At 69.0% G+C, this 25,164-nt stretch carries 20 protein-coding genes; 14 read left to right on the forward strand and 6 right to left on the reverse strand.

Annotation, left to right across the window (positions count from 1 at the left end):
- Position 1: 1 nt before the first annotated feature.
- Positions 2-1,444 carry a lipase maturation factor family protein gene (locus E4M00_RS12590; protein ID WP_135120854.1) on the forward strand — a complete coding sequence of 481 codons (1,443 nt, stop codon included), beginning with the start codon at positions 2-4 and terminating at the stop codon, positions 1,442-1,444.
- A 27-nt stretch (positions 1,445-1,471) separates the two neighbouring features.
- On the opposite strand, the gene E4M00_RS12595 is transcribed toward E4M00_RS12590, so the two are convergent.
- The 5 genes from E4M00_RS12595 to E4M00_RS12615 are packed head-to-tail and all read right to left on the reverse strand — an operon-like array spanning position 1,472 to position 8,300.
- A complete protein-coding gene (locus E4M00_RS12595) occupies positions 1,472-2,719 on the reverse strand; it encodes an endo-1,4-beta-xylanase (protein ID WP_135120855.1) in 1,248 nt (415 codons plus the stop codon).
- Positions 2,719-5,118, reverse strand: a complete 2,400-nt coding sequence (locus E4M00_RS12600) for a beta-xylosidase/alpha-l-arabinosidase (protein WP_135120856.1) — start codon at positions 5,116-5,118, stop codon at positions 2,719-2,721. Before E4M00_RS12600 ends, E4M00_RS12595 begins: the two co-directional genes overlap by 1 nt.
- Positions 5,115-6,014 (reverse strand): carbohydrate ABC transporter permease, encoded by a 900-nt coding sequence (locus E4M00_RS12605; protein WP_135120857.1) that lies wholly within the window; start codon positions 6,012-6,014, stop codon positions 5,115-5,117. The genes E4M00_RS12600 and E4M00_RS12605 overlap by 4 nt, the downstream gene beginning before the upstream one ends.
- 2 nt (positions 6,015-6,016) lie before the next feature.
- The gene (locus E4M00_RS12610; RefSeq protein WP_135120858.1) at positions 6,017-6,997 is read right to left on the reverse strand and encodes a carbohydrate ABC transporter permease; all 981 of its coding nucleotides are present in this window, start codon (positions 6,995-6,997) and stop codon (positions 6,017-6,019) included.
- Positions 6,998-7,007: 10 nt separating this feature from the next.
- A complete protein-coding gene (locus E4M00_RS12615; RefSeq protein ID WP_135120859.1) occupies positions 7,008-8,300 on the reverse strand; it encodes an extracellular solute-binding protein in 1,293 nt (430 codons plus the stop codon).
- Between the two features lie 144 nt (positions 8,301-8,444).
- Here E4M00_RS12615 and E4M00_RS12620 point away from each other — a divergent pair, with 144 nt between their 5' ends.
- The 13 genes from E4M00_RS12620 (at position 8,445) to menC (ending at position 24,040) form a co-directional block, all read left to right on the forward strand.
- Complete coding sequence (locus E4M00_RS12620; RefSeq protein ID WP_240037083.1) at positions 8,445-9,629, forward strand: ROK family protein; 1,185 nt, start codon at positions 8,445-8,447, stop codon at positions 9,627-9,629.
- A 245-nt stretch (positions 9,630-9,874) separates the two neighbouring features.
- Positions 9,875-11,218 carry a multidrug effflux MFS transporter gene (locus E4M00_RS12625; RefSeq protein ID WP_135120861.1) on the forward strand — a complete coding sequence of 448 codons (1,344 nt, stop codon included), beginning with the start codon at positions 9,875-9,877 and terminating at the stop codon, positions 11,216-11,218.
- 30 nt (positions 11,219-11,248) lie between these two features.
- A complete protein-coding gene (locus E4M00_RS12630) occupies positions 11,249-11,959 on the forward strand; it encodes a phosphatase PAP2 family protein (RefSeq protein WP_240037085.1) in 711 nt (236 codons plus the stop codon).
- A 91-nt stretch (positions 11,960-12,050) separates the two neighbouring features.
- Entirely contained in the window at positions 12,051-13,067 is a 1,017-nt protein-coding gene (locus E4M00_RS12635) for a LacI family DNA-binding transcriptional regulator (RefSeq protein WP_135120862.1), read from the forward strand.
- Positions 13,068-13,269: 202 nt separating this feature from the next.
- Positions 13,270-14,607: an ABC transporter substrate-binding protein gene (locus E4M00_RS12640; RefSeq protein ID WP_135120863.1), complete on the forward strand. Its 1,338-nt coding sequence runs from the start codon at positions 13,270-13,272 to the stop codon at positions 14,605-14,607.
- 70 nt (positions 14,608-14,677) lie between these two features.
- Positions 14,678-15,631 (forward strand): carbohydrate ABC transporter permease, encoded by a 954-nt coding sequence (locus tag E4M00_RS12645; protein ID WP_135120864.1) that lies wholly within the window; start codon positions 14,678-14,680, stop codon positions 15,629-15,631.
- The gene (locus tag E4M00_RS12650; protein WP_135120865.1) at positions 15,631-16,572 is read left to right on the forward strand and encodes a carbohydrate ABC transporter permease; all 942 of its coding nucleotides are present in this window, start codon (positions 15,631-15,633) and stop codon (positions 16,570-16,572) included. Before E4M00_RS12645 ends, E4M00_RS12650 begins: the two co-directional genes overlap by 1 nt.
- 86 nt (positions 16,573-16,658) lie before the next feature.
- Entirely contained in the window at positions 16,659-18,170 is a 1,512-nt protein-coding gene (gene arfA / locus E4M00_RS12655) for an arabinosylfuranosidase ArfA (protein ID WP_135120866.1), read from the forward strand.
- Between the two features lie 43 nt (positions 18,171-18,213).
- A complete protein-coding gene (locus tag E4M00_RS12660) occupies positions 18,214-19,257 on the forward strand; it encodes an arabinan endo-1,5-alpha-L-arabinosidase (RefSeq protein WP_135120867.1) in 1,044 nt (347 codons plus the stop codon).
- A gap of 70 nt (positions 19,258-19,327) precedes the next feature.
- Positions 19,328-20,584 (forward strand): D-arabinono-1,4-lactone oxidase, encoded by a 1,257-nt coding sequence (locus E4M00_RS12665; protein WP_135120868.1) that lies wholly within the window; start codon positions 19,328-19,330, stop codon positions 20,582-20,584.
- Positions 20,585-20,740: 156 nt separating this feature from the next.
- A complete protein-coding gene (locus E4M00_RS12670; protein WP_135120869.1) occupies positions 20,741-22,021 on the forward strand; it encodes a saccharopine dehydrogenase family protein in 1,281 nt (426 codons plus the stop codon).
- A 19-nt stretch (positions 22,022-22,040) separates the two neighbouring features.
- The gene (locus tag E4M00_RS12675; protein WP_135120870.1) at positions 22,041-22,922 is read left to right on the forward strand and encodes a hypothetical protein; all 882 of its coding nucleotides are present in this window, start codon (positions 22,041-22,043) and stop codon (positions 22,920-22,922) included.
- Positions 22,919-24,040 (forward strand): o-succinylbenzoate synthase, encoded by a 1,122-nt coding sequence (menC, locus tag E4M00_RS12680; RefSeq protein WP_135120871.1) that lies wholly within the window; start codon positions 22,919-22,921, stop codon positions 24,038-24,040. Before E4M00_RS12675 ends, menC begins: the two co-directional genes overlap by 4 nt.
- A gap of 56 nt (positions 24,041-24,096) precedes the next feature.
- Here the strand turns inward: menC and E4M00_RS12685 are convergent, their stop codons facing one another.
- Entirely contained in the window at positions 24,097-25,014 is a 918-nt protein-coding gene (locus E4M00_RS12685; RefSeq protein ID WP_135120872.1) for an aminoglycoside phosphotransferase family protein, read from the reverse strand.
- Between the last annotated feature and the right edge of the window lie 150 nt (positions 25,015-25,164).

The raw sequence follows: 25,164 nt of genomic DNA on the forward strand, positions 1-25,164 counted from the left end.
CGTGGGCTGGTTCGACGCTCCGGATTACGAGTTCGCTCGAGAGGTGCTGCAGCGTGGTGTCGCGGCGCTCTATCTCGTCGCGTTCCTGTCGAGCCTGAACCAGTTCCGGGTGCTGCTCGGCGAGCACGGCCTGCTCCCGGTTCCCGACTTCGTCGAGGTCCTGAGGCGCGTACCGGCCAGACATCGGGGCTTCTCGCTGTTCCGCTGGCGCTACTCCGATCGGTTGTTGGCCGTCGTCTGCTGGCTCGGGATGCTGCTGGCGGCATCCGTGGTGCTGGGGCTCCCCCAATCGGGCCCGGCCTGGGTTCCGCTCCTCGTGTTCCTGGTGCTCTGGCTGTCGTACATGTCGATCGTGACCGTGGGGCAGACCTTCTACGGCTTCGGCTGGGAGATGCTGCTGCTCGAGGCCGGATTCACCGTCGGGTTCCTCGGCTCGAACGAGGTGCCGCCGCCGACCTGGATCATCCTGCTCATCGCCTGGCTGGTGTTCAGGCTCGAGTTCGGGGCGGGCATGATCAAGATCCGTGGGGGCAGCGAGTGGCGTGACCTCACCGCGCTGTACTACCACCACGAGACCCAGCCGATGCCCGGGCCGCTCAGCCGGCAGGCGCACCTGCTGCCGAAGTGGGTGCACAGGGCGGAGGTCGTGGGCAATCATGTCGGGCAGCTCGTCGTGCCGTTCCTCCTCTTCGCGCCGCAGCCGATCGCATCCGTCGCCGCGGTCATCGTCATCCTCACGCAGCTCTGGCTCGTCATCACGGGCAATTTCGCGTGGCTGAACTGGATCACGATCGTGCTGGCCTGCGCGCGCATCAGCGATCCGGTCGTGCATGCCGTCCTGCCGTTCGTTCCGGTGGACCTGGGTGCGGATGCCGCCGCTTCGCCACCCTGGTGGATAAGCATCGTCGGGCTGGCGACCGCCGTTCTGGTCGTGCTGAGCTGGTGGCCGCTGAGGAACCTGTTCGCTCGGAGGCAGCTGATGAACGCGAGCTTCAATCGCTGGCAGCTGGCCAACGCCTACGGGGCCTTCGGCACGGTCACGCGCCAGCGGGTCGAGGTGGTGATCGAGGCCACCCTGGACGACGACCCGCGCACGGCCGAATGGAGGGAGTACGAATTCAAGGGCAAGCCGGGCGACGTGCGGCGCATCCCACGCCAGTGGGCTCCGTACCACCTGCGCCTGGACTGGCTGATGTGGTTCCTGCCCCTCGGCAGTGTGCACGAGGACTGGTTCCACCGCCTGCTCGAGAAGCTGCTGCTCGCCGATCGACCCACCCTGAGGCTGCTGCGCCGGGCGCCGTTCGGGTCGGATGCCCCGCGCCACGTGCGGGCACGAACGTACCTGTACAGGTTCTCGACGCGGGCCGAGCTCCGCGAGACCGGGGAGCGCTGGGTGCGCACCCCGCTGAGCATCGTCATCGGCCCGGTCTCGCTGCGGCAGTGATGCGGCGGCGGGCCGGCTTCCCGGCCATCACAGGGTGACGGTCACCGATGACGCGAGCCCGGCCACCAGACGGACGGGGTCCGGCCTCCTGGAGGTAGGTGAAGCCGAGACGTCGTAGTCGCCGACGAAGCCGCGCAGCCTGAAGCGACCCACGGCATCCGTTCGCACCGTCGTCGGCGGCACCCACCACTCGCCCTTCACCAGGGCGTGCAGGGCGTCGTAGGCGGGCTTCCGGGAGCCGTCGGCCCGCACCAACCCGATCGGCGCGCCCAACCAGGCGTCGCGGTCGGTGATGCCCCAGTAGGTGATCGCCTCGACCGACGGGTGCGCGACGAGCGAGCGGTAGTGCCGAGCGAGTTCGTCGGCCTGTCGGGCCTCGCCGTCGGGCGTCGATGGCCAGCTGGGCACCTGGTAGTCGTTCAGATCGACGATGTGGCCCGGCATGAGTTCGCCGGACACCAGCGACGTCTCGGTCAGGTGCAGGGGCAGGCCGTAGCGGGCGAAGCGATCGACCATCGCGAGCATCGCGTCCTCGCCCCAGTAGCCCTGGTGCATGTGCGTCTGCAGCCCGATCGCCGAGATCGGGATGCCCGCTTCGAGCAGCCCCTCGAGCAGGCACTCGTAGGCGCTCGACAGGTCGAAGTCGTTGATCAGCAGGGTGGCTGTCGGGTTCGTCGCCAGCGCCTCCTCGAAGGCCAGCCGCACCATCGCGATGCGTCCGCGCTCGCGTGCCAGCCTGGTGATGCCGTTGTCCTCCTTGTCGAACACCGGCATGATGACGACCTCGTTGATCGCGTCCCAGGTGTCGATCAGGCCGGCGAAGTCGCCCACCTCCCGGCGGATGCGTTGCCGCTGCAGCCGCTCGATGGCGTCGACGTCGTGGTCGAGGAGCCAGCGCGGCTGCACTGTGTGCCAGACCAGCGGATGCCCCTTCAGCGCCACACCGCGGTCGGCGAACCACTGCGCCGTCGCGGCGAGGCGCCGGGTGTCCGGGCTGCCGGGCTCGGGCTCGAAGCCTCCCCAGTAGAAGGGGAGCGTGGCGGTGTTGAAGAGGTCGAGCCAGAGGGCGGCGAGCTCGGCGTCGCCCGCCGACCCGGAACCGTTCGCGTGATCGACGAAGTCGAAGCCGATGTTGCCGAAGGCGAAGGCATGGTCCCTCTGCTGCACGACCACGTCGGCATCCGGCAGCGGCCGGCCGGACTGGTCATGCACTGTGACCACGACCTCCCCGAGTCGGTGCGGAAGGTCGCCGCGACCCGGGGAGACGAGATCCATCAGTCGACCGGCTCGAGACGCACGCGCGCGTGCAGTTCCCGGGTGTGGTCGACGACGCGCGTCGCGCCCGTGAGCTGCACCGACTGTGCGACGACGATGTCGCCGCTGGATCGGGCCAACCCGAGCACGATCTCGCCGGGCTCGACGATGCGCCGGCCGTCCCGGCCGGTGAAGCTCGCCAGGTCGGCCGGCACGTCGAAGACGACGCGAACGGATGCCCCGGGCTCGAGCGGCAGCCGCGCGTATCCGACCAGCCGCTGAACCGGGCGTACGACGCTGGCCACCGGATCGTGCAGATAGAGCTGCACGACCTCGACACCCGAGCGCAACCCGACGTTCTCGACTGTCACGGAGACCTCGACGTGGCCGTCGGTGCCGAGTGATGAGGCGCTCGCGGAGGCATCACCCCACGCGAACGCGGTGTATCCGAGTCCATGCCCGAACGGGAATGCGGAGGCGGGGTCGATGTTCGACACCTCGCTCGCACCGGCGAGCGGAGACGCCAGGTACGTCGACGGCTGTGCTCCGGGATGCGCGGGCACCGAGACCGGCAGGCGGCCGCTGGGGTTCACCCGCCCGCTCAGCACTCCGGCGATCGCGGGGGTGCCCTCCTCGCCGAGGAAGAACGTCTGCACGATCGCGGATGCCGCATCCGTCGCCGATCCGAGGGCGTAGGGCCGCCCGGCCAGCAGCGTCACGACAGTCGGGGTGCCGACCTCGAGTACGGCGTCGAGCAGCGCCTGCTGCGCCCCGGGAAGCGCGAGGCTCTCGGCGTCGCAGCCCTCGCCGCTGGTGCCCCGGCCGAAGAGGCCGGCGCGGTCGCCGAGCGCGAGCACGACGACATCGGCAGCCCGAGCGGCGGCGACGGCATCGGGAATCGCTTCCGTCTCGCCGCCGTCGACCGTGGTGCCGCGAACGAAGTGCACCGTCGACGCCGGGAACTCGGCCCGGATCGACTCGAGCAGCGTGGGCAGCTCGATGCCGATCGGCACCTCGGGGTGCTTCACGCCCACATGGGCCGGGAACGAGTAGCACCCGAGCACGGCGTAGGGATCGTCGGCATTCGGGCCAATCACGGCGATGTGCTTCGGAGCGTCGGATGCCGCCCCCAGGGGGAGCAGCCCGTCATTGCGCAGCAGCACGACGGCCTGCTCGGCGAGAGCACGCGCGATCTCGCGGTTCTCCGCCGAGTCGAGGTCGACGCTGCCGCGCAGCTCGGAGCCCGAGTCGAGGTCACGACCGAGCAGGGCAGCAGGCACGGGGGAGTAGTCGGCATCGAGCATGCCGAACTCCGCCTTCTGACGGAGCACCCGGCGCAGAGCCCTGTCGACGAGCGACTCGTCGACGCGGCCGTCCTCGATCGCCGCGACGAACCGCCCCGAGAACGCCTTGACCGTCGGCAGCTCGACGTCGATGCCGGCCTCGAGAGCCTGGGCGGCGGCATCCGTCCAGTCCCCGGCGACTCCGTGCAGCAGGTGCAGGAAGCCGATGGCGAAGTAGTCGGCCACGACAGTCCCGTCGAACCCCCACGTGTCGCGGAGCAGCTCGGTCAGCAGCGACCCGTCGGCCGCGGTCGGCACCCCGTCGATGTCGGTGTACGCGTTCATCACGCTGCGAACCCCCGACTCCCGCACGGCCATCTCGAAGGGCGGCAGCAGCACGTCGGCGAGCTCGCGTCGACCGACGGAGACCGGGGCGAGGTTGCGTCCGGCCTTCGACGCCGAGTAGCCGACGAAGTGCTTGAGGGTGGCCACGACACCCTCGGACTCGAGGCCGCGGATGTAGGCGGAGGCCACGGTACCGATGAGGTACGGATCCTCGCCGATGGTCTCCTCGACGCGGCCCCAGCGGGCGTCGCGCACGACGTCGAGTACCGGGGCGAGTCCCTGGTGCACGCCGAGGCCGCTCATGTCGGCTCCGATGCGTGCCGCCATCCGCTCGACCAGATCGGGATCGAAGGCGGCACCCCAGCTCAGGGGAACCGGATAGGCCGTGGCTCCCCAGGCGGCGAACCCGGCGAGGCACTCCTCGTGCGCCATCGCCGGGATGCCGAAGCGGCTCTCGCGGATGATGCGTTCCTGGGTGCGCAGCAGCGACAGGGCGCCGAGCGCCGGATCCACCGGTGCCGTGCCGAACGGACGGGTCAGCTGGCCGAGGCCCGACGGGAGGAGGGCGTCGAGGTCGACGAGTTCCTCCATGTCGTGCTGGTGCGGGGCGACATCGCCGCCCTCGGCCGAGGCGCCGACCCAGATCCCGTAGAGCTGGGCCACCTTCTCCGACACCGTCATGGCGTCGATGAGCGCGTCGACGCGCTCGCCGATCGGGCGGGCTGTGTCCTGCCAGGCGGCATCAGTCGGAGCCGCATCCGTCACCAGATGCACTCTCTCGGGCGCGGTCATCCCTTCACCGCCCCGGTGAGGCCGCCGACGATGCGGCGTTGGGCGAGGGTGAAGAACAGGATGGCGGGCAGCATCGCGAGCGAGGTGAACGCCAGCACCGCCGCCGTGTCCTGCGAGTACTGCGTCGAGAACTGCTGCACTCCGAGAGGCAGCGTGTAGGTCGAGGCATCGCTCAGCATGAGCAGAGGCAACAGGTAGGCGTTCCAGCTGCCGACGAAGGCGAGCACGCCGACGGTGACGAGGCCGGGGCCCGACAGCGGCAGCAGGATGCGCCAGAAGAAGCCGAAGCGGCTGGTGCCGTCGATGGCGGCGGCATCCTCCAGCTCGGCTGGGATGGCCCGGAGGAACGGCACCAGGATGATGATCGTCGTCGGCAGCGCGAAGGCGATCTGCGGCACGAAAACGCCGGCGAGAGTGCCGAGCAGGCCGATGTTCTTGAGCATCAGGTAGAGCGGCAGGATCGCCACGGTGATGGGGAACAGCAGGCCGGCCGTGAACATCGAGTAGATGGCGTCGCGGCCCTTGAACTCGTACCGCGCGATGACGAAGGCCGCCATGACGCCGAGGATGACCACGCCGATGGTGGTCGCCAGCGCCGTGATGGTGCTGTTGCCCACCTGGAGCCAGAACGTCGGAGACGTGATGACGGAGGCGTAGCTGGTGAGCACCCACGGGTCGGGCCAGGCAGACGGATCCGCGTTGATCTGCGGCGTGGTCCGGAAGCCGCCGATCCAGATGTAGGCGACGGGCGCGATCGTGATGCCGACGATGATCAGTGCGATGAGGTAGACGAAGGGCTGGCCCCAGTCGAAGCCGCGACGGACTCCGGGGACGGGACCGGCGGATGGTTCGGGCTGGCCGGCTGTGGTCGGCGCCGCGATGGTGGGCGTGGTCATGATCAACCCACTCCTTGGGTGAGGGAACCGGCGAGGTCGCGTCTGAGCACGAACCGCTGGTACACGAGGGCGAAGATGAGGGACACGATGAAGAGGATCACCGCGACGGCGCTGCCGAAGCCGAGCTGGTTGCGCTGGAATCCGAACTGCACCATGTAGGTGGCCATGGTCGCCGTGGCTCCGGCTGGACCGCCGCCGGTGACGACCCAGATCATGTCGAAGAGCTGGAGGGAGCCGATGATCGACAGGAACGCCCAGATCCGGATGGTGGGCCCGAGCAGCGGAATGGTGATGTGGCGCTGAATCTGCCACCAGCTCGCGCCGTCGATGGCCGCGGCCTCGCTGAGCTCCTCGGGCACGCCCTGGAGGCCGGCGAGGAAGAGGATGATGGCGAAGCCGATGTACTTCCACGTCAGGATCCAGAACATGGTCCAGAGCACGACGTCGGAGTCGGCCAGCCAGAGCTTGGACATGCCGCCCAGGCCGATCGCGGACAGGAAGGCGTCGAACGGGCCGTCGGGCTGCAGGAGCAGCTTCCACGACAGTCCGGCGATGACCTCGCTGAGCACGTAGGGGATGAAGATGACGACGCGCAGCAGCGTGCGGCCGCGCATCCGCCGATTGAGGAGCAGGGCGAGTCCGATGGCCACGGGCCCCTGGATCACCAGGGACAGCACGACGATGAACAGGTTGTGGCCGATGGCGCCGACGAAGACCGGGTCGGTGAGGGCCCGGATGTAGTTGTCGGGGAAGTTGAAGTCGGTGAGCGGCCCGAAGCCGTTCCACTTGTAGAGGCTGTAGACGGCGGCGAGGACCACGGGAACGAGGACGAAGCCGACGTAGACGATGGTGGCCGGACCGACGAAGAGGGCGATCTCGAGGTGCTTGCGGCGGCGGGCGCGGGACGGTCGAGCCGACCGTCCCGCCGGGGTCGGGCCCGCGGAGACCGCGGACCCGACCGTTTCGGTGCGTGTGAGTGTCATGTGGTGTCGACTACTCCGTCGCTGCGGCGTCCTGCATGCCGGTGACGATGTCCTTCGGGCTTCCCTTGCCTGCGAACAGGTTCACGATGCCGTCGTTCATGGCGCCTCCGACGGTCGCTCCGTAGGCGGTGTCGAGCCACAGCTGAACGTACGACGCGTTCTGCTTGCCCTCCAGCACCATCTGCAGGTTGGGGTCGACCACGCTGTCAGCTGCATCCGCGACCGTCGGGATGCCGGCTCCGGACTCGCCGAAGCGCTTCTGCACGTCGGGGCTCATGATGTACTTCAACAGCTCGACGCACTCGGGCGGCGCCTGCTGGGAGCACGCGAAGCCGTCGCCGCCTCCGAGGGCTGCCGTCGGGTCGCCTGCGGCGCCCTCGATGCCCGGGAAGTTGAACCAGCCGAGGAACTCCGGCACCTTCTTGTCGTCGGTGAGTCCGCCGATCACGCCGGGCTCCCAGTGACCCATGAGCTCCATGGCGACCTTGCCGCTGGCGAGGAGACCGGCCGAGCTGCCCGCGCCCTGCTGGGCGGGGGTGGCCAGGAAGCCCTCGTTGAACGGCTCCGTCTCGAGGAACGTCTCGAGGTCCTCGCCGGCGGTGGTGAAGCAGGAGTCGCTGAAGTCGTGGGTGGACTGCGCCTTCGTGAGCGTCTCGGGGGAGCAGTCCTTCAGGGCGAAGTTGTACCACCAGTGGGCGGCGGGCCACTTGTCGCCGGCGCCCACGGAGATGGGAACGATGCCGGCCGACTTGAGCTTCGCCACGTCGTCGTTCAGCTCGTCGAGGGTCGTCGGAGGTGCCGTGATCCCGGCCTGCGCGAACAGGTCCTTGTTGTACCAGAAGCCCTCGATGCCGTAGCTGAAGGGGAGGGCGTAGGTGGCGCCGTCGATCTGCCAGCCGCTGACGGTCGGGCCGATCGCGTCGAGCTCATCCGTCACGTCGTCGGAGATGTCCTTGACGTATCCGGCAGCGACCTGATCCTTCAGCTCGCCGCCGCCCCAGGCCTGGAACAGGTCGGGCGGGTCGTTCGAGCGCAGGGCGTTCGGGATGAGGGTCTTCTGCAGATCCTCGTTCTGGTAGCCGGTGACCTCGACCGTGACGTTCGGATTCGCCTCCTCGAACTCTGCGGCCACGTCCTCCCACAGCCCCTTCAGGGGATCCTGGTTGCCGTTGTGCCACCACGTGAGCGTGACCTTCCCGTCTCCGCTGTCGCCGGAACTCGCACTACAGCCGCTGAGTGCTGCGACCGCGAGCCCGACGGCCGCTGCGCCTGCGAGCAGTCGCTTGGTGCTGCGTCTGTTCATCATTGAACCTCTCGAAAGTTTCGACGTCTGCGTCGAAAGTGATCTGGACGATCTGATCCTACGGCCGCGCTGATATGCCGTCAAGCGCAACATATTCGGCGTGGGTCGGATGCCTCATGGCCAGTCGCCCCTAGAGTGTTAGCCGTGAGCACCCTGGGGACCTTCGACGGCGTCCATCGCCGAAATCTGTCGAAAGTGCTGTCGCTCGTCCACTACGACGGACCGTTGTCCCGCGCGCAGGTCACCGCCGCCACGGGGCTCAACCGCTCGACCGTCGCCACCCTGGTCTCCGAGCTCGCTGCGCTCGACCTCGTCGTCGAGAGCGCGCCCGATCCCACGAATCGCGTGGGCCGGCCCTCTCCCGTCGTGGCGCCGCATCCGCTCACCGCCGTCATAGCCGTGAACCCCGAGGTCGATGCCATCACCATCGCGGCCGTGGGCCTCGGCGGCCGCGTGCTGCACAGCGAGCGCATCGAGGTCGACCACATCGTCAGTCCTGAGGAAGCCGTCGAGATCGTCGCGCGCACCGTCGCGGGATGGGCGTCGACCGGCGAGCTGGCCGTTCTGCGCTTCATCGCGTGCGGTGTCGCCGTGCCGGGCCAGGTGCGCCGGGCCGACGGCCTGGTGCGCTGGGCTCCGCACCTCGGGTGGTCGGATGCCGGCATCCGCGACCTTCTCGAGACCTCGATCGGCCTGCCGACGGTGGTCGACAACGACGCCAGCCTCGGAGCCGTGGCCGAGCATCTCTTCGGCGCAGCCCGCGGCGTCGACGACATCGTCTACCTCAACGGCGGCGCCAGCGGCATCGGCGGCGGGCTCATCGTGCACGGCCGCCTCGTCGGCGGATCCGCGGGCTATGCCGGCGAGTTCGGCCAGAACCGGCCGGGCATCGCCACGACCGACGACAGGCGCGCGCCCGACGGCGTTCTCGAGGACGAGGTGAGCCGCGCCAGGCTGCTCGAGGTCGTCGGTCTCGACACGGCCGACGAGCCGACTCTCGCCGCCGCCTTGATGCAGTCGACGGATGACGCCGTGCAGCGCGAGCTCGAACGCCAGCGGCGCATCCTCGCGACAGCGCTCTGCAACGCCATCAACGTGTTGAACCCGTCGCTCGTGATCCTCGGCGGCTTCCTCGCGACGGTGGCGCAGAGCGATCTGGCGGCGCTGGAGGCTGCGGTGCTCGCCCAGGCCCTGCCTGTCGCGGGCGAGGAGCTCGAGATCAGGGTGGCCGGCCTCGGCGAGGACCGCCTGCTGATCGGAGCCGCCGAGGCCGCCTTCACGGCGGTGCTCGCCGACCCGGAGTCCTCGGCGCCGGCGACCTTCCGCTGACTTCTCCACTCGCCCACTCGCGCTGCAGTTGTGGTCGCTCCGCGCCGCCGATAGCAGCCACAACTGCAGCGTGGACGGGTCTGGTGTACCCCGAAACCCGACCACTCTCAGGTTTTCACTGGCTGACGTGCCGTCCTCTGCGTTAGGCTTGACCAGCAACGATCGAATCGATTCGATCCGCGGCGATGCAGCCGCCTCGCGTGGCCCGCCGCATCCGTGACTCTCGGGCATCCCCTGCCATCGGCATGGCACGTCCCGTCGTCCTCGATCGCTGCGCGCCGCCGCACACCCCCCATCTCTCGAGGACCTTCGCTTTGACGTACACCGGCTCCATCCCCGCCATCACTCCCGATAGCGCGGTGAACCACGCCCACCCGGGCGATCGCCTCAGCGCCAGGCAGCGCCTGGTCTACATCCTCGTGCTCGGTGCGCTCACGGCCCTCGGCCCGTTCACCATCGACCTCTACCTGCCCGCGTTCCCCGTGCTGCAGGACGAGTTCAACGTCTCGCCCGCGATCATCCAGCTCACCCTCACCGGCACCATGATCGGCTTCGGGCTCGGCCAGCTGATCGTCGGCCCCTGGAGCGACAAGGTCGGGCGCCGCCTGCCCCTCCTCGCCGCCACCAGCGTGCACCTCGTCGCCTGCGTCGGCGCGGCGCTGTCGCCCGACATCTACTGGCTCGGCGCGTTCCGGCTGATCATGGGATTCGGTGCCGCCGCAGGTGGAGTCGTCGCGATGGCCATGGTGCGCGACCTCTTCGGCGGTCGTCCGCTCGTCAAGATGCTCTCGCGTCTTGCGCTCGTGAGCGGCCTCGCCCCCGTACTCGCACCCGTCATCGGCTCGCAGCTGCTGCTCTTCATGGACTGGCGAGGCATCTTCTGGGTTCTCGCCCTCTACGGCGCCGTCGTGATCGTCTGCGTCGCACTCCTCATCGTCGAGACGCTGCCGAGGGGCGAGCGCCACGGCGACGGGCACTCCACCGTGGGCCAGCGCTACAGGGCGCTGTTCTCCGACCGCACCTTCGTGGGCGTCGCCATCATCGGCGGCATGACCTTCACAGGGCTGTTCGCCTACCTCTCGAGCTCGTCGTTCCTGTTCCAGGGCGTCTACGGCTTCGATGCCCAGCAGTACGGGCTGCTGTTCGCCGTCAACTCCATCGGCGTCGTGCTCGGAGTGCAGACCAGCTCGCTGCTCATGCGTCGCGGAGTGGGACCGCAGTGGATCATCGCGTGCACCACGATCGCGCTGCTCGCCATGGCCATCGCCATCATGGTGCTCGACATCGCGGGGGCCGGCCTCTGGGGAACCGTGCTGCCGCTGTTCCTGTTCATCACCGCCTGCGGCTTCACGTTCCCCTGCATCCAGGTGCTCGCACTCGCGAACCACGGCAAGGAGGCGGGAACAGCGGCCTCGGTGCTCGGAGCCCTGAACTTCGGGTTGGCCGGAGTGCTCTCTCCGATCGTCGGTGTGCTCGGTGTCTCGAGCGCCCTGCCCATGGGTGCTGTGATGGGCACGACGGCAGTCATCTCGATCCTCCTCCTCTGGTTCGTCGTGCGCCCACGGAGTGTTCCCGCCCTCTCGCACTGAGCGGTGCGCCCGGCGGGGTAGCGTAGGCGGATGGAGCCGCACATCGCCGACCCCGACCCCGTGCCCACGGATGCCGAACCCGAGCGACGCGCGTCGTGGTTCGGCCGCCACATCCCCTTGGTCTCCGGACTCTCCTTCCTGATCATGGCGGTGCTGCTCGGCGTTCTGATCGTCGTGCGTGAGCAGACCCTGCTGCTCGGCCTCGACGAGGAGTGGGCCGAGGAGATCACGGAGGTCCGCGGGCCGGTCGGAGATGCGCTCGCGCTGTTCTTCAACTACGCCGGCGGCACCCTCATCGGAGCACTGATCATCCCGCTGGCCACGGTGATCGCGCTGCTCGCCGCCCGCAGGCGCTGGGCCGCCCTGTACTTCGCCCTGGCCTCGTCGGCGAGTGCCATCGCCGTGCAGATCCTCAAGCAGCTCTTCGGCCGAGCCCGCCCGGAGGACATGCTCGTGGCCTCGGACTTCGGCTCATTCCCCTCGGGGCATGTAGCGAACGCCGCCACGATCGCGGTCGCCTTCGGGGTCATCTTCCCTGTGGTCTGGGTGTGGATCGCCGGTGCGGTGTGGACCATCCTCATGGCGATCAGCCGCACCTACCTGGGTGTGCACTGGTTCACCGACACCGTCGGAGGCTTCCTCGTCGGCGCGGGCATGGCGCTCGTCATCTGGGGCCCGTTCGCCCAGAAGCTCGAGCAGGAGCGCCTGGCGCTGCACGAGCGGCGGCATCCGGCCGCGTAGCTCACCGGATCGTCGGGTACACACCCCGATCGAACCCGTACAACGTTGTAGAGTGACGGCATCCGGGCGGTCCGGCGGAAATGGGGGAGCCATGGCGGCCACGCTGCACGACGTCGCCCGCATCGCCGGTGTCTCGATCAAGACCGTCTCGAACGTGATCAACGATTACCCTCACGTCAAGCCCGACACCCGCGCCCGGGTGCAGACCGCCATCGAGGAGCTCGGCTACCAGCCCAATCTCTCGGCGCGCAGTCTGCGCTCCGGTCTCACCGGCGCGATCACGCTGGCCCTGCCCGAGCTGAGTCTCAGTTATTTCGCCGAGCTCGCGGATGCCGTCATCAGGGCGGCCGAACGGGCGGGCAAGGTCGTGCTGATCGAGCAGACCAATGGCGACAGGACCCGCGAGCTCGAGGTGCTCACCAGTCCGCGCCTCAAGATGACCGACGGCCTCATCTTCTCTCCGCTGGGCATGGGCATGGACGACGTGGACCGCCTCGAGGTGCCCTATCCGCTGGTGCTGCTCGGCGAGCGCATCTTCGACGGTCCGGCCGACCACGTGACCATGCGCAACGTCGAGGCCGCGCGGGCGGCGACCGAGTTCCTGCTCGAGCGGGGCCGCAAGCGCATCGTGGTGATCGGGGCCCACGAGGACGAGGTGATCGGCTCGGCCGGTCTCCGCCTGCGCGGCTACAGGGAGGCCCTCGACGCAGCCGGGCTCGATTTCGATCCGGCCCTCATCGGCTACACGACGCTCTGGCATCGCTCGAACGGCGCCACCTCCATGCGGGCACTGCTCGCGACGGGCGTCGAGTTCGACGCCGTCTTCGGACTCAACGACACCCTCGCCCTCGGCGCCATGCGCGCCATCCAGGAGGCAGGGCTCCGCGTGCCGGACGACGTCGCTGTGATCGGTTTCGACGACCTCGACGAGGCGCAGTACTCGCTGCCCAGCCTCAGTACTGTCAATCCGGGTCGCGACGAGATCGCCGAGACCGCCGTGGCGACGCTGCTGCAGCGCATCGGCGATCGGGACGGCGCCATCGGCGACGCGCGTCAGATCCTGGCGCGCTACGAGATCGTCGAGCGCGAATCCACACCCCCTCTCTGAGGGTCATGGGCGTGACGCATCCGTGATGAACGGATGCTTGACAGATGCCTCGCCCGCGTTGCACCATGTCTTTTACAACGTTTACTTACAACGTTGTAAAACGTTCGATCTCGTCGCGGAGAGCTGGTGTCCGAGAGGTCGGGCCCTCCCATCGCACTGCTGACACTGGTGTCCAACACCGCGAGAGAAAGAGCACAGCACAATGAAGAGCAAGCTCCTGGCAGCGATCGGCCTCGTCGCCGTCACCGCTGCGGCGCTGACCGGATGCAGCCCGGCCGCCGAATCCGCCAAGAAGGCCGACTGCACCAACACGATCGTCAACAAGGACGCCACCCAGGTGAGCGTCTGGGCCTGGTACCCGGCCTTCGAAGACGTCGTCGACCTGTTCAACAAGAACCACGACGACGTGCAGATCTGCTGGACCAACGCCGGCCAGGGCAACGACGAGTACACGAAGTTCTCGACGGCCATCGAGGCCGGATCCGGCGCCCCCGACGTCATCATGCTCGAGTCCGAGGTGCTCTCGAGCTTCTCCATCCGCAACGCACTCGTCGACCTCACCGAGTTCGGCGCCGACGACGTGAAGGCCGACTACACCGAAGGCGCCTGGAAGGACGTGTCGAGCGGAGAAGCCGTCTACGCCATCCCGGTCGACGGCGGCCCCATGGGCATGCTCTACCGCAAGGACATCCTCGACCAGTACAAGATCCCGGTGCCCACCACGTGGGACGAGTTCGCCGCTGCAGCGCAGGCTCTGAAGGACGCCGGCGCTCCCGGAGTGCTCGCGGACTTCCCGACCAACGGCCGCGCCTACAACCAGGCGCTCTACGCCCAGGCCGGATCGGTGCCCTTCGCCTACGACAACGCCAAGCCCACCGAGATCGGCATCGACGTGAACGACGCCGGTTCGAAGAAGGTGCTCTCCTACTGGGACGACCTGGTGAAGAAGAACCTCGTCGCCACCGATGACGCCTTCACTGCCGACTACAACACCAAGCTCGTCGACGGCAGCTACGCCATCTACGTCGCAGCCGCCTGGGGCCCCGGCTACCTCGGCGGTCTCTCGGATGCTGACTCCGACGCCGTCTGGCAGGCAGCACCGGTTCCGCAGTGGGATGCCGCGAACCCCGTTCAGATCAACTGGGGTGGATCGACCTTCGCCGTGACGAGCCAGTCCAAGAACCAGGAGGCTGCGGCCACCGTCGCCAAGGAGGTCTTCGGTACCGAGGAGGCATGGAAGATCGGCATCGAGAAGGCGGCCCTGTTCCCGCTCTGGAAGCCCATCCTCGACTCCGACTACTTCCGTGATCTCGAGTACCCGTTCTTCGGCGGGCAGCAGATCAACAAGGACGTCTTCCTCGCGGCGGCATCCGGATACACCGGCTTCACGTTCAGCCCGTTCCAGAACTACGCCTACGACCAGCTGACCGAACAGCAGTACGCCATGGTGCAGGGCGAGAAGAGCTCCGACCAGGCGCTCGACGACCTGCAGGCGTCGCTCGAGAAGTACGCCACCGACCAGGGCTTCGTGCTCCAGTAGCGGTTGACCCGGGTGGCCGGCCAGACGGTCGGCCACCCGCCACCCACCTTTCACCGACGAGAGAGTCATCATGACAACACCAACGGCCGTCGCGGCCCCGGGCTCGGCCCGAACCTCCGCGCCTCGCCCCCAGAGACGAGGCGCTGGCCTCGAAGTCAAACGCCAGCGCTGGGGTTGGCTCTTCGTCACCCCGTTCATCGTGGTCTTCCTGCTGTTCCTGGTCTTCCCGCTGTTCTACGCCTTCGGGATGAGCCTGTTCACCTCGACGCTCGCCACCGGCACGCAGTTCACCGGAGCAGGCAACTACGTGAAGGCGTTCACCGATCCGCTCTTCCTCGAGGGACTCCTGCGCGTCGCCGGGTTCGCCGTGGTCATGATCCCGTTGCAGTTGATCGTGGCGCTCGCCGCCGCCCTCGTGCTCGACACGCTGACGAGCTGGCTGTCCAAGCTCAGCCGGCTGTTCATCTTCGCCCCCTACGCCATCCCGGTCGTCATCGGCGCCCTCATGTGGAGCTTCCTCTACAGCCCCCGGTTCGGCCCGGCGTCGTCGGTGTTCGGTCTCTTCGGCCTCGACACCCCCAACTTCCTCGCCTCGGACACGATCTTCGGCGCCCTCGTCAACATCGTCACGTGGCAGTGGGCCGGCTACTACATGGTCGTCATCTACGCGGCGCTGCGGTCCATCGATCCGTCCATCTACGAGGCCGCCCGCATCGACGGCGCCAACGGATGGCAGACCGCGACGCGCATCAAGGTGCCGATGATCTCCTCGTCGATGGTCATGGTGATCACCTTCGCGCTCATCGGGACGCTGCAGTTCTTCACTGAACCCGTCGTGCTCCGCAACATCGCGCAGGGGGCGATCGACGCGGCGTACACGCCCAACATGTACGCCTTCTCGCTCGCCTTCTCCTACAGCCAGTTCAACTACGCCTCGGCGATAGCGTTCTCGCTCGGCATCCTGGTGTTCGGCGGTTCGTTCATCTTCCTCTTCCTCACACGCAAGCAGAGCGGACTGAAGTGATGACCGTCTTCTCCCAGCGCGACGTCGACCTGAGCGACCACCACACCACCGGCATCCCGGTGCACGAGGTCCGCGGACCGCAGCGGCCCGGTCGGAGGACCGGCAGGCGCCGCATCGGCTCGCACGTCTTCCTCGTCATCCTCGGGATCTACTTCATCATCCCCATCTGGTGGCTGTTCGTCGCCGCCACGAAGTCCAATTCCGGCCTGTTCACCAGCCCGGCGTTCTGGTTCGACGGCGACTTCGCCCTGTTCCAGAACATCGCCGGACTGTTCACCCACGAGGGCGGCATCTACTGGACGTGGCTCGGCAACTCGTTCCTGTACGCCTTCTCCGGCGGAATCGGGGCGACGATCCTGTCGATCCTGGCCGGCTACGGCTTCGCGAAGTACCGCTTCCGCGGGCGGGGTGCCGTCTTCACCATCATCCTCGGCTCCGTCATGGTGCCGCTGACGGCTCTCGTCATCCCCACGTTCATGCTGCTCAGCCAGTACGGGCTGATCAACACGGCCTGGGCTGTCATCCTGCCGTCGCTGCTGAGCCCGTTCGGCGTCTACCTCATGCGGGTCTACACGCAGGATGCCGTGCCCGACGAGATGCTGGAGGCCGCACGCATCGACGGTGCAGGCGAGATCCGCACCTTCTTCACCGTGGCGCTGCCGCTGCTGAAGCCGGCGATCGTCACCGTGCTGCTGCTGAGTGTCGTCGGAACGTGGAACAACTTCTTCCTCCCGCTCGCCGTGCTCACCGACCCCGGACTGCTGCCCGTCACCGTCGGCCTCAACCGCTGGACCGCCCTCTCCAACGCGGGTGCCGGCGGGGAGCAGGTGTGGAACCTCATCACCTCCGGATCGTTCATCTCGGTGCTCCCGCTGATCCTGTCGTTCCTCTTCCTCCAGCGCTACTGGCAGGGCGGACTCTCCCTCGGAAGCATCAAGTAGCGCACATCCTCCGAGCAGCCGGCCGGCCGGCCGGCCCAGAACCAGAACCCTCGATCTCGTCTCGACCTCGACCCAGAAAGACCGCCATGCCCACCGCACGCCTCACCATCGATCCGCACTTCGCGATCGGTCCCATCAACCGCCGCCTCTTCGGCTCCTTCGTGGAGCACCTCGGCCGCTGCGTCTACGACGGCCTCTACGAGCCCGGCCACCCGACCGCCGACGCCGAGGGCTTCCGCCAGGACGTCATCGACCTGGTGAAGGAGCTCGGCGTCTCGGCCATCCGCTACCCCGGCGGCAACTTCGTCTCCGGCTTCCGCTGGGAGGACTCGGTGGGGCCGAAGGAGGACCGGCCGCGCCGGCTCGACCTGGCCTGGCACTCCACCGAGACCAACGAGGTGGGCCTGCACGAGTTCGCCTCGTGGCTCGACAAGGTCGGCAGCGAGCTGATGCTGGCCGTCAACCTCGGCACCCGCGGCACGCTGGAGGCCCTCGACCTGCTCGAGTACTCCAACATCTCGGGCGGCACAGCGCTCTCCGACCAGCGCATCGCCAACGGCGCCACCGACGCGTTCGGTGTCAAGATGTGGTGCCTCGGCAACGAGATGGACGGCCCGTGGCAGCTGGGCCACCGCTCGGCGGACGACTACGGCAAGATCGCCTCGCAGACGGCGAAAGCCCTGCGCCAGGTCGACCCGTCCCTCGAGCTCGTGGTGTGCGGATCGTCGAGCGCCCACATGCCCACCTTCGGGGAGTGGGAGCGCGTCGTGCTCACCCACACCTACGACGACGTCGACTACATCTCCTGCCACGCCTACTACGAGGAGAAGAACGGCGACCTCGACTCGTTCCTCGCCTCCGCGGTCGACATGGACCACTTCATCGAGTCCGTCGTCGCGACGGCCGACCACGTGAAGGCCGTCAAGGGCAGCTCGAAGACCATCGACATCTCCTTCGACGAGTGGAACGTCTGGTACATCGACCGGTACCACGGCGTCGACAAGATCGAGGGCGTCGACAACTGGCCCGTCGCCCCGCGCCTGCTCGAGGACGCCTATTCGGTGGCGGATGCCGTCGTCTTCGGCAACCTGATGATCTCGCTGTTGAAGCACGCCGACCGCGTGACCAGCGCCTCCCTCGCCCAGCTCGTGAACGTGATCGCGCCGATCATGACCGAGCCCGGCGGCATCGCGTGGAAGCAGACCACCTACTTCCCGTTCGCCATCACCTCCCGTCTCGCGCAGGGCCGGGCGCTCGAGCTCAAGCTAGACGCCCCCACCTACTCCACCGAGGTCTACGGCGAGGTTCCGCTGGTCGACGCCGTCGCGACGCACGACGACGAGACCGGCCGCTCGGCCGTGTTCCTCGTCAACCGCTCGCAGACCGAGGCCATCACCGTGACCGTCGACATCGGCGGGCTCGGCGGAGTCGCCATCCTCGAGACCCACACCCTCGCCGACGACGACCTCACGGCCGTCAACACGCTGCAGGATCCCGAGCGCGTCGGCGTGCACGCCAACGACAGCGCGGCGATCGACGGGCGCGAGCTCGTGATCACGCTGCCGCCGGTGTCGTGGACCGCGATCTCGCTCGGCTGATCGCGGCGCACGAATGACTCCCCGCATGCCGCACCGATCGTCCATGACGGTGCGCCATGCGGGGCCTTCTCCCGCCGCCCGGGCCGGCAGCGGCGGCCGCGCGGGGCGCCTGCGCTCTGTCGCGGCGCTGGCCGCCGTGGCCCTGGCGGCGAGCATCGGGCTCGCCGGCTGTGCGGCATCCGGAGCCCGCGATCTCTCCGGCGACCTGTCGACCCACGACCCGGCGCTCGCCCACGACGGCGACACCTGGTTCGTCTACTCCACGGGCAACCAGTCGGTGGCCGACGGCAACATCCAGGTGCGCACCTCTGCCGACGGCACCAGCTGGCAGTACGCCGGCGAGGTGTGGGAGGAGAAGCCCGACTGGGTAACGGATGCCGTTCCCGGGGTGTCGAACCTCTGGGCGCCCGAGCTCATCGAGCACGACGGCACCTGGTACCTGTACTACTCGGCGTCGACCTTCGGCACGAACGCGTCGGTCATCGGGCTCGCCACCAACAGCACGCTCGATCCTGATGATCCCGACTACGACTGGGTCGACCGGGGCGCCGTCGTCACGTCGACCACGCGCGACGACTTCAACGCCATCGACCCCGGAATCGTCGAGGACTCCGACGGCACGCCGTGGATGGCCTTCGGATCGTTCTGGAGCGGCATCCGCATGGTCGAGCTGGCGTGGCCAGACGGCCTGCGAGCCGACGACGCCGATCCGCTGCGGCTCGCCGACCGGCAGAGTCCGCCGAACGCGATCGAAGCGCCGTACATAGTGGAGCACGAGGGCGACTACTTCCTCTTCGTGTCGCGGGACTCCTGCTGCCAGGGCGTGAAGAGCACGTACAACGTGGTCGTCGGTCGTGCCGACGAACCCACAGGACCGTACGTCGACCGTGACGGGACCCCGCTCCTGCAGGACGGCGGAACATTGGTGATCGCCACCGACGGCGAGCGCATCGGGCCCGGCGGCCAGTCCGTGGCGGACGGCATGATGGCGCTGCACTTCTACAACGGCGACGCCGGCGGCGCCTTCGAACTGGCGCTGCTGCCGCTGCGGTGGGACGCCGACGGCTGGCCGTCCGTGCAGTGGTGACGGCCAGACCCGCTGCCCGCACCACCCGGACGTGCACGCCGCCGGTACCGGGGCGCGAGAGGATTGACGCATGACTCAGCTGGATGTCGGAACGAACTGGGCGGGCAACCTCGCCTACGGAGCACGACAGGTGATGACGCCGCACACCTACGGCGAGCTCGCGGGGCTGCTGCGCTCCGAGACCCACGTGCGCATGCTCGGCACCCGGCACTCCTTCAACGGGATCGCCGACACGACGGGGGTGCTCATCTCGCTCGCGGCGTTGCATCCCGTGCTCGAGATCGACTCCGCCGCGCGCACGGTGCGGGTGTCGGGCGGGCTGCGCTACGGCGACCTCGCCATAGCGCTCGAGAAGGAGGGCTGGGCGCTCGCCAACCTCGCCTCGCTGCCGCACATCTCGGTGGCGGGCTCCGTCGCCACGGGCACCCACGGGTCGGGCGACGGCGTGCGCTCCCTGGCCGGCTCCGTCACCGGCGTCGAGCTCATGACGGCCAGCGGCGACGTGCGCACCTACACGCGCGGCGACGCGGACTTCGACGGCGTGGTCGTCGGCCTCGGCGCCCTCGGGGCCGTCACGACCCTCACCCTCGACATCGAGCCGAGCTACGCGGTGGCCCAGACCGTCTACGAGAAGCTCGAGTGGGACGACGTGCTCGCCGACCTCTCGGCCGTCACCTCGCTCGGCTACAGCACGAGCATGTTCACGACCTGGCGGGACCCCGACGTCATCGACCAGCTCTGGGTGAAGCGACGGGTGGCGACGGATGCCGCCGACCCGGCCGCTCTCGCCCTGACGCCGGCCGACGGGCCGCGGCATCCGCTGCCCGGAGTCTCGCCCGAGAACTGCACCGACCAGCTCGGTGCGCCCGGAGCGTGGCTCGACAGGCTGCCGCACTTCAAGCTCGGGTTCACGCCGTCGAACGGTGCCGAACTCCAGTCGGAGTACTTGGTGCCCCGGGCTCACGCGGCCGAGGCCCTGGAGGCCGTGAGGCTGCTCGCCCCGCGCATCGCGCCGCTGCTGCAGGTGTGCGAGGTGCGCACCGTCGCGGCCGACGAGCTGTGGCTGAGCCCGGCGTTCGGCACCGACGTGATCGGAATCCACTTCACCTGGCTGCCCGACCAGCAGGCGGTCGAGGCGTTCCTGCCACTGCTCGAGGCCGCACTGGCACCCTTCGCGGCCAGGCCGCACTGGGGCAAGCTCTTCACCCTGCCGGGCGCCGAGGTCGCGGCCCTGTATCCGCGCTTCGCCGACTTCGCCGTCCTGCGCCATCGCCTCGACCCGCGCGGTGTGTTCCGCAACCCCTTCACGGAGTCGTTGGGACTGTAACGCGCGGGGGCGCTTCGGGCGGTGGCTTCGCTCGGCCCTCTGCGAGCGCCGCGCGTGTACCCGCTCGCTGAGGCCCGGGCGAAGTCCGCGGTCGAAGCGCACCGCGGCCGGACCAGAAGAGGGCGAAGCGACCGGCGCTCACGATAGCGTCGAGTCATGAGAATCCTTCTGATCGGAGCCGGCGGAGTCGGCGGCGCGATCACCAAGATCGCCGCCCGCCGCTCGTTCTACGAACTCATCGTCGTGAGCGACTACGACCTGGGGCGCGCCGAGAGCGCCATCGCGTGGATCACCGACCGTCATGGAGCCGACGTGGCCGCCCGGTTCACGGCCGCGCAGATCGATGCTTCCGACCCTGAAGCCGTGGCATCCGTCGCCCGAGAGCACTCCGTGACGCACGTCATGAACGCCGTCGAGCCCAAGTTCGTGCAGTCGATCTTCGCCGGAGCGCTCGCTGCGGGCGCCGACTACCTCGACATGGCGATGAGCCTCTCCGAGCCGCACGGCACCGATCCGCACAACCTCACCGGAGTGAAGCTCGGTGACGACCAGTTCGCGCAGGCCGGCGACTGGGAGGCGTCGGGTCGCCTCGCCCTCGTGGGCATGGGCGTCGAGCCCGGCCTGTCCGACGTGTTCGCCCGCTACGCCAGCGACCACCTGTTCAGCGAGATCGACGAGCTCGGCACCCGCGACGGCGCCAACCTCGTGGTGCGCGACTCGGACGGCACCGAGATCTTCGCCCCGTCGTTCTCCATCTGGACCACGATCGAGGAGTGCCTGAACCCGCCGGTGATCTGGGAGAAGGATGCCGGATGGTTCACCACGGCGCCGTTCTCGGAGCCCGAGGTGTTCGACTTCCCGGGCGGGATCGGCCCGGTCGAGTGCGTCAATGTGGAGCACGAGGAGGTGCTCCTCATGCCGCGCTGGCTCGACGCGAAGCGCGTCACCTTCAAGTACGGGCTCGGCGCCGAGTTCATCAACGTGCTCCAGACCCTGCACCTCCTCGGTCTGGACTCCACCACCCCGGTGCGGGTGCGGAGCGCCAACGGCCCCGTGGAGGTCGCCGCGCGGGACGTCGTCGCCGCGTCCCTGCCCGACCCCGCGACCATCGGCCCGCTCATGACGGGCAAGACCTGCGCCGGAGTCTGGGTCACCGGCACGGGAATCGACGGCACCCCGCGTGAGGTGTACCTGTACCACGTGGCCGACAACGAGTGGACGATGAAGGAGTACGACAGCCAGTGCGTCGTCTGGCAGACGGCCCTCAACCCGGTGATCGCCCTCGAACTGCTGGCATCCGGAGCCTGGTCGGGAGTCGGCGTGCTCGGACCCGAGGCCTTCGACGCCGAGCCCTTCCTCGCCCTCATGGCCGCGTCCGAGAGCGACGGCGGCTACGGCCAACCCTGGGGCCTCGACGACAGGCTCGCCGCAGCATGATCTGGAAAGCGAGGAACTCATGACCGAGACACCCGCCGAAAGCGATTTCGAGCCGCCCCGAGCGCCCGAAACTCCTCGCTTTCCAGACGAACCGGCGCCGAGCGACGTCGTCCGGGCGGCCTACGCCCTCGCGGAGTCTGCGGCGGATGCCGCCGGCGTGCGGGTGCGCGACGCCGACCCGCGCGACCTCGATGCGGTCGTCGGCCTGTTCGAGCGCACCTGGGGCCAGGGTCGCAGCCCCGACCGCGCCATGCTTCAGGCCATGGACCACGCGGGGAACACCGTGCTGATCGCCACCGAGTCGGGGCCGGGAGTGACCAGCGCTGCGGTCGGTGCCACCCTGGGATTCCTCGGCTGGGAGGGCGGGTTGCACCTGCACTCGCACATGAACGCCGTCGCCCCCTGGCGCCGCAGCGGGGGAGTCGGCCACGCCCTCAAGCTGTTCCAGCGTGCAGTGAGCCTCGACCACGGCGTGACGGAGGTGCGCTGGACCTTCGATCCGCTCATCCGCCGCAACGCCCACGTCAACCTCGTGAAGCTGGGCGCCGAGGTCACGGCCTTCCACCCCGACTTCTACGGGCGCCTCGACGACGCCATCACCGGCACCGACCGCAGCGACCGCTTCGAGGTGCGCTGGCGCCTCGACTCGCCCCGCGTGCTGCGCGCGCTGGCACGCGGGAAGCAGCCGACCTGGACGGGCGAGGACACCTTCGCCCTGGCCGACGACTTCGAGTCGCTGAGGGCGGATGATCCCGCCTGGGCGGCCGAGCGTCGCACCGCATCGCGGCAGGCGTTCCGCGAGGCGTTCTCCGCCGGCCTCCGTCCTGAGCTCACCTCGGAGAACGACTACATCTTCACGGCCGACAGCGCCGACCGCGACGACAGCGCAGACCGCTCATGAGGATCGACGCGATCGAGCTGCACCGCGTCGGCATGCCGCTGGTGCGGCCGTTCGAGACCTCGTTCGGCGTGCAGACCGCACGCGAGGTGCTGTTGATCCGGGTGCGAAGCGATGCCGGAGACGGCTGGGGCGAGTGCGTCGCCGGCAGCGAGCCGTTCTACAGCTCTGAGTACGTCGACGGTGCCGCTCACGTGATCGAGCACTACCTGGCGCCGACTCTGCTGCATGCGCCCGATGTGACAGCGGCATCCGTCGCCCGCCAACTCGGCTTCGTGGCCGGGCACCGCATGGCCAAGGCGGCCCTCGAGGCCGCGGTGCTCGACGCCGAGCTGCGCGCGGCCGGGCGCTCCTTCGGCGAGTACTTCGGCGCGACCGTCGAGTGGGTGGGCTGCGGTGTCTCGGTCGGCATCGCCCCCTCGATCGATGAGCTGCTCGCCGAGGTCTCCGGCTACGTCGCCGAGGGCTACAAGCGCATCAAGCTCAAGATCAAGCCCGGCTGGGACCTGGAGCCCGTCGCCCGCGTGCGCGAGCTCCTCGGACCCGACGGCCTGCTGCAGGTCGACGCGAACACCGCATACACGCTGGCGGATGCCGAACACCTGAAGCGCCTCGACCCCTTCGATCTCCTCCTCATCGAGCAGCCGTTCGACGAGGAGGACATCGCCTCGCACGCAGCCCTGGCGCAGGTCATCGAGACTCCGGTGTGCCTCGACGAGTCGATCCTCAGCGCCGCGATCGCCGTCGACGCGATCGAGCGCGGGGCGACGTCGATCGTCAACATCAAGGCCGGCAGGGTCGGCGGCTACCTCGAGGCGCTGCGGGTGCACGACATCTGCCGCGAGCTCTCGGTGCCGGTCTGGTGCGGCGGCATGCTCGAGACGGGCATCGGGCGGGCGGCCAACGTCGCGCTCGCTGCCCTACCCGGCTTCACCCTGCCCGGCGACACCTCCGCCTCAGCGCGGTACTTCGCCGACGACCTCACCGAGCCCTTCGTGCTCGGAACGGGGGAGCACGCCGGACAGCTGCGGGTTCCGACCGGGCCGGGCACCGGCGTCGAGGTGGACGAGGCCTTCGTGGCCGACCGGGCTCTGAGCCCGCACCGCACCCTGCGCGGCTGAGACCGTGAGCTCCTGAGGGACCGAGCGACCGAGCGGCCCGGCGCACCTGGGCGCCCTCAGCCGATCAGCGCGAGCGCCTTCCTGCCGATCGCGGTGGCGGATGCCGTGTGCCCGGCATCGCCGTCGAGCGCGAACCACACGGAGGAGAGCCCGCACCACGCTGCGAGCCAGCGCGCGAGGCGATCGGGAGCCAGGCCCGCGGCATCCGTCACCACGGCGAACTGACGCTCGAGGCGCCCCGGCTCGAGTGCGCGCTCGTGCGACGGGTTGCAGAGCAGGTTGCAGTAGTCGAAGGCGCGGTCGCCCACGAGTCCCTTGGGGTCGATGGCCAGCCAGCCGCGGCCGCCCGCCATCGGGTCGCCGAAGTCGAGCACGTTGCCGTGGTGGATGTCTCCGTGCAGGGCCACGACCTCCTGAGGGCTCGTGTCCTGGCCATCGAGCAGCTCCCGGGCGATGGCGGCCGCCCGCCGCACGAATCCCGGATCGCTGCCGGCGACCGTCGGCCGGTTGCCGTCCGCGCGGGTCAGCAGCTCGCGGAACCACAGCTCGAGCGGCACGAGTTCCGGGGTGTCGTGGCGCTCGCCGACACCGGCGGTGAGCAGGTCGCCGGATGCCGCATGCAGGGCGCCGGCCGCATCGCAGAGCACCCGCGTCGCCTCGTCGTCGCATCCGTTCTCCACCCAGTGCACGAGCGAGCGCGTGCCCGTCGCGCGCTCCAGCAGCACGGCGGCATCCTGGGCCTCCAGCACCCGCGCCGCGCCGTGCCCGTGCCAGGCGGCGAGCACGGCCCCGCCGCGGATCTCCTCGTCGACCCGCGCCACCTTGAGCATCCCGGGCGTTCCATCGGCCAACAGCACGGGGGTGAGCACGCTCGTCGCCGTCGCGAAGGCGTCGCCGTCGGCTTGCAACCGCCAGCGACGCAGCCATTCCGTCTCGCCGCCGCGACCGGGGTCGACGGGTCCGAGGTCGCTCATGCCTCCAGTATTCCGCTGTGCGCGGCCTCGAGTACGAGAACAGGCCGGAGGCGCGGATTCAGCTCGGTCGGGCCTGCTCTCGTGCGCACGGCGCCATCCGGCCTGTTCCGACACAGCCCTGCCGAGCGCCCGGCGCGGCAGAATGGACGT

It is taken from the genome of Orlajensenia leifsoniae, assembly GCF_004570845.1.
GTDB lineage: Bacteria > Actinomycetota > Actinomycetes > Actinomycetales > Microbacteriaceae > Orlajensenia > Orlajensenia leifsoniae.

Bases quoted from the DNA above. Each gene is read 5' to 3' on its own strand.
- E4M00_RS12625 (WP_135120861.1), top strand. From the start codon at position 9,875: ATGGCACGTCCCGTCGTCCTCGATCGCTGCGCGCCGCCGCACACCCCC.
- arfA (WP_135120866.1), top strand. From the start codon at position 16,659: ATGCCCACCGCACGCCTCACCATCGATCCGCACTTCGCGATCGGTCCC.
- E4M00_RS12675 (WP_135120870.1), top strand. From the start codon at position 22,041: ATGACCGAGACACCCGCCGAAAGCGATTTCGAGCCGCCCCGAGCGCCC.
- E4M00_RS12640 (WP_135120863.1), top strand. From the start codon at position 13,270: ATGAAGAGCAAGCTCCTGGCAGCGATCGGCCTCGTCGCCGTCACCGCT.
- E4M00_RS12665 (WP_135120868.1), top strand. From the start codon at position 19,328: ATGACTCAGCTGGATGTCGGAACGAACTGGGCGGGCAACCTCGCCTAC.
- E4M00_RS12635 (WP_135120862.1), top strand. From the start codon at position 12,051: ATGGCGGCCACGCTGCACGACGTCGCCCGCATCGCCGGTGTCTCGATC.
- menC (WP_135120871.1), top strand. From the start codon at position 22,919: ATGAGGATCGACGCGATCGAGCTGCACCGCGTCGGCATGCCGCTGGTG.
- E4M00_RS12660 (WP_135120867.1), top strand. From the start codon at position 18,214: ATGACGGTGCGCCATGCGGGGCCTTCTCCCGCCGCCCGGGCCGGCAGC.
- E4M00_RS12670 (WP_135120869.1), top strand. From the start codon at position 20,741: ATGAGAATCCTTCTGATCGGAGCCGGCGGAGTCGGCGGCGCGATCACC.
- E4M00_RS12595 (WP_135120855.1), bottom strand. From the start codon at position 2,719: ATGGATCTCGTCTCCCCGGGTCGCGGCGACCTTCCGCACCGACTCGGG.
- E4M00_RS12645 (WP_135120864.1), top strand. From the start codon at position 14,678: ATGACAACACCAACGGCCGTCGCGGCCCCGGGCTCGGCCCGAACCTCC.
- E4M00_RS12600 (WP_135120856.1), bottom strand. From the start codon at position 5,118: ATGACCGCGCCCGAGAGAGTGCATCTGGTGACGGATGCGGCTCCGACT.
- E4M00_RS12685 (WP_135120872.1), bottom strand. From the start codon at position 25,014: ATGAGCGACCTCGGACCCGTCGACCCCGGTCGCGGCGGCGAGACGGAA.
- E4M00_RS12650 (WP_135120865.1), top strand. From the start codon at position 15,631: ATGACCGTCTTCTCCCAGCGCGACGTCGACCTGAGCGACCACCACACC.
- E4M00_RS12610 (WP_135120858.1), bottom strand. From the start codon at position 6,997: ATGACACTCACACGCACCGAAACGGTCGGGTCCGCGGTCTCCGCGGGC.
- E4M00_RS12605 (WP_135120857.1), bottom strand. From the start codon at position 6,014: ATGACCACGCCCACCATCGCGGCGCCGACCACAGCCGGCCAGCCCGAA.
- E4M00_RS12615 (WP_135120859.1), bottom strand. From the start codon at position 8,300: ATGAACAGACGCAGCACCAAGCGACTGCTCGCAGGCGCAGCGGCCGTC.
- E4M00_RS12630 (WP_240037085.1), top strand. From the start codon at position 11,249: ATGGAGCCGCACATCGCCGACCCCGACCCCGTGCCCACGGATGCCGAA.